This window comes from Pseudomonas sp. Pseusp11, assembly GCF_047304405.1.
Taxonomy (GTDB): domain Bacteria; phylum Pseudomonadota; class Gammaproteobacteria; order Pseudomonadales; family Pseudomonadaceae; genus Aquipseudomonas.
The window spans coordinates 1-7,386 of record NZ_JBGLZF010000086.1; the positions used below are offsets into that span (position 1 = coordinate 1).

At 60.3% G+C, this 7,386-nt stretch carries 9 protein-coding genes; 3 read left to right on the forward strand and 6 right to left on the reverse strand.

Features of this window, described 5'->3' with window-relative positions:
• Window positions 1–131 precede the first annotated feature (131 nt).
• A complete protein-coding gene (locus ACCC96_RS30185; protein ID WP_413697730.1) occupies window positions 132–674 on the reverse strand; it encodes a helix-turn-helix domain-containing protein in 543 nt (180 codons plus the stop codon).
• A gap of 109 nt (window positions 675–783) precedes the next feature.
• Between ACCC96_RS30185 and ACCC96_RS30190 the strand changes: the two genes are divergently transcribed.
• Together ACCC96_RS30190 and ACCC96_RS30195 are read left to right on the forward strand one after the other, a co-directional pair.
• Window positions 784–1,566, forward strand: coding sequence for an aldolase (locus tag ACCC96_RS30190; RefSeq protein WP_413697731.1), 783 nt, complete (start codon window positions 784–786; stop codon window positions 1,564–1,566).
• A 29-nt stretch (window positions 1,567–1,595) separates the two neighbouring features.
• The gene (locus ACCC96_RS30195; protein ID WP_413697732.1) at window positions 1,596–2,483 is read left to right on the forward strand and encodes a dihydrodipicolinate synthase family protein; all 888 of its coding nucleotides are present in this window, start codon (window positions 1,596–1,598) and stop codon (window positions 2,481–2,483) included.
• 72 nt (window positions 2,484–2,555) lie between these two features.
• Here ACCC96_RS30195 and ACCC96_RS30200 read toward each other — a convergent pair whose 3' ends face one another.
• The 3 genes from ACCC96_RS30200 to ACCC96_RS30210 form a co-directional block, all read right to left on the reverse strand.
• Window positions 2,556–2,900 (reverse strand): YegP family protein, encoded by a 345-nt coding sequence (locus ACCC96_RS30200; protein ID WP_019580886.1) that lies wholly within the window; start codon window positions 2,898–2,900, stop codon window positions 2,556–2,558.
• Window positions 2,901–3,015: 115 nt separating this feature from the next.
• Window positions 3,016–3,321 carry a ribbon-helix-helix domain-containing protein gene (locus ACCC96_RS30205; RefSeq protein ID WP_008010831.1) on the reverse strand — a complete coding sequence of 102 codons (306 nt, stop codon included), beginning with the start codon at window positions 3,319–3,321 and terminating at the stop codon, window positions 3,016–3,018.
• A 14-nt stretch (window positions 3,322–3,335) separates the two neighbouring features.
• Complete coding sequence (locus tag ACCC96_RS30210; RefSeq protein ID WP_018926842.1) at window positions 3,336–3,917, reverse strand: DJ-1/PfpI family protein; 582 nt, start codon at window positions 3,915–3,917, stop codon at window positions 3,336–3,338.
• Window positions 3,918–4,282: 365 nt separating this feature from the next.
• Here ACCC96_RS30210 and ACCC96_RS30215 point away from each other — a divergent pair, with 365 nt between their 5' ends.
• The gene (locus ACCC96_RS30215) at window positions 4,283–5,197 is read left to right on the forward strand and encodes a DMT family transporter (protein ID WP_111455081.1); all 915 of its coding nucleotides are present in this window, start codon (window positions 4,283–4,285) and stop codon (window positions 5,195–5,197) included.
• Here the strand turns inward: ACCC96_RS30215 and ACCC96_RS30220 are convergent.
• Window positions 5,187–6,413, reverse strand: coding sequence for a class I SAM-dependent methyltransferase (locus ACCC96_RS30220; protein WP_413697733.1), 1,227 nt, complete (start codon window positions 6,411–6,413; stop codon window positions 5,187–5,189). The two genes, ACCC96_RS30215 and ACCC96_RS30220, sit on opposite strands and share 11 nt — an antisense overlap.
• A 257-nt stretch (window positions 6,414–6,670) precedes the next feature.
• Window positions 6,671–7,288 (reverse strand): TPM domain-containing protein, encoded by a 618-nt coding sequence (locus ACCC96_RS30225; protein WP_413697734.1) that lies wholly within the window; start codon window positions 7,286–7,288, stop codon window positions 6,671–6,673.
• Between the last annotated feature and the right edge of the window lie 98 nt (window positions 7,289–7,386).

Consider the following 7,386-nt stretch of genomic DNA (forward strand, 5'->3'; position numbering starts at 1 on the left):
GGGGCGGGGGGGGGGGTTGTTTTTTTTTTTTCCCACCCCCCTGGGGCGGTAAACCCTTGCGCGCCCGGGGCGGGGGTTGTTGTCCCGTGGGGGGGGGGGGCCCCCCCCCCCCCCACAAAGGCCCGATAACCTCATTCCTCGCTGCTATGCACCACCACCAACAACTGCGCCTGCACCTCGCCCACTGACCTGAGGCGATGCGGTTTCTGCGCATTAAAGTGCAGCGCATCCCCACGATTGAGCATCACCCGCTCGTTCATGAAGTCCACTTCCACCTGCCCTTCGTGGACGAACAGAAACTCTTCCCCCAGGTGTTCCTTGAAGGTTTTGTCGGTGAACTCGGTCGGCGGGTAAATGATGAACGGCAACAGGCTGCGCTCACTGACCTGATGGGCCAGTACCGCATAACCCGGGCTCTGGTCGTTGGCGGCCAGGGATTGGCGTTCGTCACAGCGCACCAGGCTGTAGCTGTCGAGGCTGACGTTGTCTTCGGAAAACAATTCCTCGACCTTCACGTTCAGCGCCCTGGCCAGTTTCAGCGCAGCGGCGATCGAGGGGGTATTCAGCCCGCGCTCGACTTTCGACAGATAGCTCTTGGTCATGCCGGATTTTTCGGCCAGGGCCTCCAGCGTCACGCCAAGTTTTTTTCTCAGTAATTTCAAACGGATAGACATGTAGAACGGTTAATCCATCAAGGAGGCAACGATTTGTCCTTGCCAATGACACAAAGTGTCATATAGCCTCTTTAGTGTCATTTGCATGCCCCACCCAAAGGACACCGATATGGCCAAGACATTAGCACTACCCAAAGAGCAACTGGTCAAGCAAGCGCTGACACAGATGCAAAACACCCTGGCGGATAATACGTGGACCGACCGGCAAAAGCTGGCCCTGACCTGCCGCATTCTGTTCGAAAACGGCCACGACTCCGGCCTGGCCGGGCAAATCACCGCCCGCGGCCCGCAGCCGGGTACTTATTACACACAGCAACTGGGCCTGGGTTTCGACGAGATCACCGCAGGCAATCTGTTGCTGGTCAACGAAGACCTGGAAGTGCTTGAAGGCCACGGCATGCCCAACCCGGCCAACCGCTTCCATAGCTGGGTGTACCGCGCCCGGCCGGACGTGAACTGCATCATTCACACGCACCCGACTCACGTCGCGGCGCTGTCGATGCTGGAAGTACCGCTGCAGATTTCCCACATGGACCTCTGCCCGCTCTACGACGACTGCGCGTTTCTCGAAGGCTGGCCGGGGGTGCCCGTGGGCAATGAAGAAGGCGAACTGATTGCCGGGGCCTTGGGCGACAAGCGGGCGATCCTGCTTTCCCACCATGGCCAGTTGTCCACCGGCGCGACCATCGAAGAGGCCTGTGTCATTGCGCAACTGATCGAACGTGCAGCGAAGTTGCAGTTGCTGGCCATGGCCGCCGGTTCGATCAAACCGATTCTTCCCGAGCTGGGCCGTGAAGCCCACGACTGGATATCCAAGCCCAAGCGCCACGCCGCCGCGTTCAACTACTACGCCCGGCAGAATCTGCGCCAACACGCCGATTGCCTGAACTGACCCCACGCATTCCTGACAGGAGAGACGCTATGTCGACCGCAAACATTCACGGCATCATCGGCTACACCATCACCCCGTTCACCGCCCAGGGCGAAGGCGTTGATCTCGACGCGCTCGGGCGTTCCATCGACCGCCTGATCGATAGCGGTGTCCACGCCATCGCCCCATTGGGCAGCACCGGCGAAGGCGCTTACCTGAGCGACGCGGAATGGGATCAAGTCAGCGAATTCAGCATCCGCCACGTCGCCAAACGCGTCCCGACCATCGTCAGCGTGTCCGACCTGACCACCGCCAAAGCCGTGCGCCGCGCGCGTTTTGCCGAGGCCCACGGCGCCGACGTGGTGATGGTGCTGCCGGCGTCGTACTGGAAACTCAGCGAGGCGGAAATCCTTGCCCACTACCGCGCCATCGGCGAGAACATCGGCGTGCCGATCATGCTCTACAACAACCCGGCCACCAGCGGCACCGACATGTCGGTGGAGTTGATCCTGCGGATTTTCAACGCGGTCGACAATGTCACCATGGTCAAGGAGAGCACCGGCGACATTCAGCGCATGCACAAACTGCAACTGCTGGGCGAAGGCCGGGTGCCGTTCTATAACGGCTGCAATCCCTTGGCACTGGAAGCGTTTGCGGCCGGCGCCAAAGGCTGGTGCACAGCGGCGCCGAACCTGATCCCGCAGCTCAATCTCGACTTGTACGAAGCTGTATTGGCCAATGATCTGAGCAAGGCTCGCGAACTGTTCTACCGCCAGTTGCCGTTGCTGGACTTCATCCTCAAGGGCGGTCTGCCGGCGACCATCAAGGCCGGTTTGCGCCTGACCGGGCTGGAAGCGGGCGACCCGCGGTTGCCGGTGTTTGCACTCGGCGAGACTGGCCGCAGTCAGTTGCAGGGTTTGTTGAACGCGTTGCGCTGATCGTCGGGCACACACAAAACAACAGTGGGAGCGAGCCTGCAGGCTCGCTCCCACATTGGGTATGCGGTGTGTTTAGAACACCGGCAAGGTCTTGTCCTTGATCACCGTGGTCGGGCCGTTGGCCTTGACGCTGGCGATGCCTTTTTCCCTCGCGGCATCCGATGAATAAGACTCGCTGCTGCCGATGATTTGATGGTTGGCGGCCTTGAGGTTGAAGTAAGGATGGCCATCCTTGGTGGCTTTTTTCTCGTAGCGTTCGTCCAGCGGGCTATTGGCCTGAACCGAGGCGATTCCGCTATCGACCGCACCACGCGTGGTGTACAGCTCACTGACCAGAATGGTTTCGGCGTTGGCCGCTTTCAACACAAACTTGAACTGACCATTGCTGGTTTTGCTCACTTCGTACCATCCAGACATGCTTGTTCTCCTTGGCGATTGAGAGGTTTCGCGCTTCAGAGTAAAGACCAAGCCAGGTTTTCTGTCGCCTGTATCGGTCTCTTCGCGGGCAAGTCGGATCGATACAAAAACCGCCCTACTTCACCGCCGCCCGCACCACCGACAACTCAGGCGCCTGCACCCGGCGCTGGCTCAAATAGCGCATGCAACTGACCCGCAAGAACGAGGCGAAATTCACCACCTCGCCGCGGTAGTCCATCACCTCTTCATACAGTTTGGCGATCAACTGATTGGTGGTCATGCCGTCGACCTCGGCGATTTCGCTGAGGATATCCCAGAACTGATTCTCCAGCCGCAGGGTGGTGACCACCCCGCAGATGCGCAGCGAGCGGGAGCGCGACTCGTAGAGAATCGGATCAGCCTTGACGTAGAGCTCGCACATGGACAGGTCCCTCGTTACAGCGTGATTTTGGTGCCCAGCAACCCGAGAAAACCGGCCAGCCAGCTCGGGTGCGCCGGCCAGGCCGGGGCTGTGGCCAGATTGCCTTGAACGTGGCCTTCCGTCACCGGGATATCGATGTACGTGCCGCCAGCCAGGCGCACTTCCGGGGCACAGGCCGGGTAGGCGCTGCATTCGCGACCTTCAAGAATCCCGGCAGCGGCCAGCAATTGCGCGCCGTGACACACGGCGGCGATCGGTTTGCCAGCCTTGTCGAACGCTTGCACCAGCGCCAGGACTTTTTCGTTCAGGCGCAGGTACTCCGGCGCACGACCGCCCGGGATCAGCAGCGCGTCGTAGTCCGCTGCATCGACCTTGGTGAAATCAAAGTTCAGGGCAAACAGGTGACCGGGTTTTTCGCTGTAGGTCTGGTCGCCTTCGAAGTCATGGATCGCCGTGCGCACGGTCTGGCCGGCGGTTTTGTCCGGGCAAACGGCATGCACCGTGTGGCCGACCATCAGCAGCGCCTGGAAGGGCACCATCACTTCATAGTCTTCGACGTAATCGCCGACCAGCATCAGAATTTTTTTAGCAGCCATGGGGAGGACTCCTCTGGAAAATGCGTGGGCCTGCAGGAATATTCAAGGTAGTCCTTAATCTGCATGGCAGGTAATACCCGACTACTACGCACACCACAGCTTGGATTTGTCTTTTGTGGCGAGGGAGCTTGCTCCCGCTGGGTTGCGAAGCGGCCCCCTGCATTTTTTCCAGTCATATCGTGCAAGCAGGTCTTGCGACTGCTGCGCAGCCGAACGGGACGGTGCGGCGATCCGACAAGCTCCCTCGCCACAGGGACCGCGCTCAACTGTACGGATAACTCTGCGCCTATCTGTAACAGAGCAGCGCCTGCGGTTTATGGCTAGATAAAGAAACTTCCCGCCACCCTGAATTCTGGTCATCCATCATGTCCTCGCGCGAAAACACCGGCATGGCCCTCGGCCTGCTCGGCGTCGTTATCTTCAGCCTGACCCTGCCCTTCACACGGATCGTCGTGCAGGAACTCCATCCGCTGCTCAATGGCCTCGGGCGGGCGCTGTTCGCGGCGATTCCGGCAGCGCTGTTATTGCTGTGGCGCCGGGAAAAATGGCCTACCTGGAAACAGGTCAAAGGCCTGACACTGGTGATCGCCGGGGTCATCCTCGGCTTCCCGGTGCTGTCGGCCTGGGCCATGCAGACGCTGCCCGCCTCCCACGGCGCACTGGTCAACGGTTTGCAACCGCTGTGCGTGGCGCTGTATGCCGCGTGGCTGTCCCATGAGCGTCCGTCGAAAGCCTTCTGGGCCTGCGCCGCGCTGGGCAGTGCGCTGGTGCTCGGTTATGCGCTGATCAGCGGCGCCGGCAGTATTCAGGCCGGTGACTTGCTGATGCTCGGGGCGATTGCCGTGGGTGGGTTGGGCTATGCCGAAGGCGGCCGGTTGGCCAGGGAGATGGGCGGCTGGCAGGTGATCTGCTGGGCGCTGGTATTGTCGACGCCGCTGCTGATCGGGCCGGTGCTGTACCTGGGGTTGCAACATCAGGGCGAGATTTCGGCCAGGACCTGGTGGGCCTTCGGTTATGTCTCGCTGTTTTCGCAGTTCATCGGCTTCTTTGCCTGGTACGCCGGGCTGGCCATGGGCGGCATTGCCCGGGTCAGTCAGATCCAGTTGCTGCAGATCTTCTTCACCATCGCGTTTTCGGCGTTGTTCTTCGGTGAGCACGTCGAGCCGATTACCTGGCTGTTTGCGGCCGGGGTGATCGTGACAGTGATGTTGGGGCGCAAGACCGCAGTGCGCCCGGCGCAACCGGGCACGTTACCGGCGGGGGTTCAGCTCAAGCCTTAGCGACCAGGAACCCGTCAGCCCGCAGCAGGGTTTCCAGGCAATGCTCGCTGATGTGGTAGAAGTCCTTCAGCTCCTGAATCTTCACCAACAACTGAGCCGGGTCCACCGGCTCGGCGCGTTTGACCGCCAGAATCATCTTGTTCTTGTTGGTGTGGTCCAGTGAGATGAACTCGAACACCTTGGTCTCGTAGCCGCAGGCTTCCAGGAACAACGCACGCAAACTGTCGGTGACCATTTCCGCCTGCTGGCCCAGGTGCAGGCCGTATTGCAGCATCGGCTTGAGCAGCGCCGGGCTCTGGATCTGCAGGCGGATCTGCTTGTGGCAGCACGGCGAGCACATGATGATCGCAGCGCCGGAACGGATGCCGGTATGAATCGCATAGTCGGTGGCGATGTCGCAGGCATGCAACGCGATCATCACATCCAGCTCGCTCGGCGCCACGCTGCGCACGTCACCGCATTTGAACACCAACCCCGGATGCTCCAGCTTCGCCGCCGCGCTGTTGCACAGTGTGACCATTTCTTCGCGCAGCTCGACGCCGGTCACCTCACCCTCGGCTTTCAGGGTGTTGCGCAGGTAGTCATGGATCGCGAACGTCAGGTAACCCTTGCCCGAGCCGAAATCCGCCACCCGCACCGGTTTGTCCAGCGCCAGTGGCGAGGAGGTCAGCGCATGGCTGAAGACTTCGATGAACTTGTTGATCTGCTTCCACTTGCGCGACATCGCCGGGATCAGCTCATGCTGGGCGTTGGTCACGCCGAGGTCTTTGAGGAACGGCCGGTTCAGGTCGAGGAAGCGGTTCTTCTCGCGGTTGTGCTCGGCGGACGGCACTTCGCGCAATTGCTGTGGTTTGCTCTTGAACAGCGAAGATTTGCCCTTTTTGCTGTATTCGAGCTGGGCTTCGTCGGTCAGTGACAGTAAATGCGCATTTTTGAACGATGCCGGCAACAGCGCGGCAATGGTCGCCACACCTTCGGCAATCGGCAGGTTCTTGGTGATGTCGCGGGTCTTGTAGCGGTAGACGAAGGACAGGCACGGCTGATCCTTGACCGTCAGCTGCTTGATGATCAACCGCTGCAAGTCCGCTTCGCCACCAACGTACTTGGCCAGCACCAGTTTGATGAAGGCATTGGCATCCAGGCTGGTTTGCAGCAGGTCGATGAACTGGGCGTGGTGATCCGGCGCGAGGCTGGCGGGAGTGGCGGTGACAGACATGGAAAAAACGGCCTCGGGCGGTGCGAATCGGGGAATGGCGGGTATTTTAGGGGGGATGGAGTTCAGGAACACGCGGTTATTTGCTGAACGGCAAAGATTCTGTGGCGAGGGAGCTTGCTCCCGCTCGGCTGCGTAGCAGTCGCAAAGCAGACAACGAGGTTTGGCTGACAGAATGCGTTTGTCGGTTTTGGGGCTGCTTCGCAGCCCAGCGGGAGCAAGCTCCCTCGCCACAAAAGCTACCGAAGGCTGCGATCTTTTTAGCTCAACACTACCAACCGATTCGGCAATTCATTGCGCACATGGGTTACCGGCACATGCACCTTGAGCAACTCGCCGCACGCCTCGATGCACGTCACAAACCCCTGTAACGTCTGCCCCTGCTTCACCTGCTGGGTAAACGTCGCCACAATCGCGTCCCAATTCTTGTTGTCCAGCCGTTTGGAAATCCCTTCATCCACCAGAATTTCCACATAGCGCTCGGCCTCGGAGACAAAAATCAGCATGCCGGTGCCGCCCACGGTGTGGTGCAGGTTCTGCTCCAGGAACTGCCGACGCGCCAGGTTCGACGCACGCCAGTGACGGACCGAGCGCGGGATCAGGCGCGTGGTGACTTTCGGAATCCGGAACACCAGGCACAACACGATGAAGCTGACCCATTGCACCAGCAACAAACTGTGCATGGTCAGCCAACCGGTCAGGTAATGCACGATACCCGGCACCACCAGCGCCAACAGGCTGGCCCAGAGCAGCGGGATATACGCATAGTCGTCGGCGCGGGCCGCGAGCACTGTCACCAGTTCGGCGTCGGTGTCGCGCTCGACCCGGGCAATCGCCTCGGCGACTTTGCGTTGTTCGTGTTCAGTCAGTAATGCCATGTTTATGAATGCCTGCTCGCTATTGTTGTTGTGTTTCCTGCCGTGTCATCACCAGCTGCCCGACGAACCACCGCCGCCGAAACTGCCCCCGCCACCAC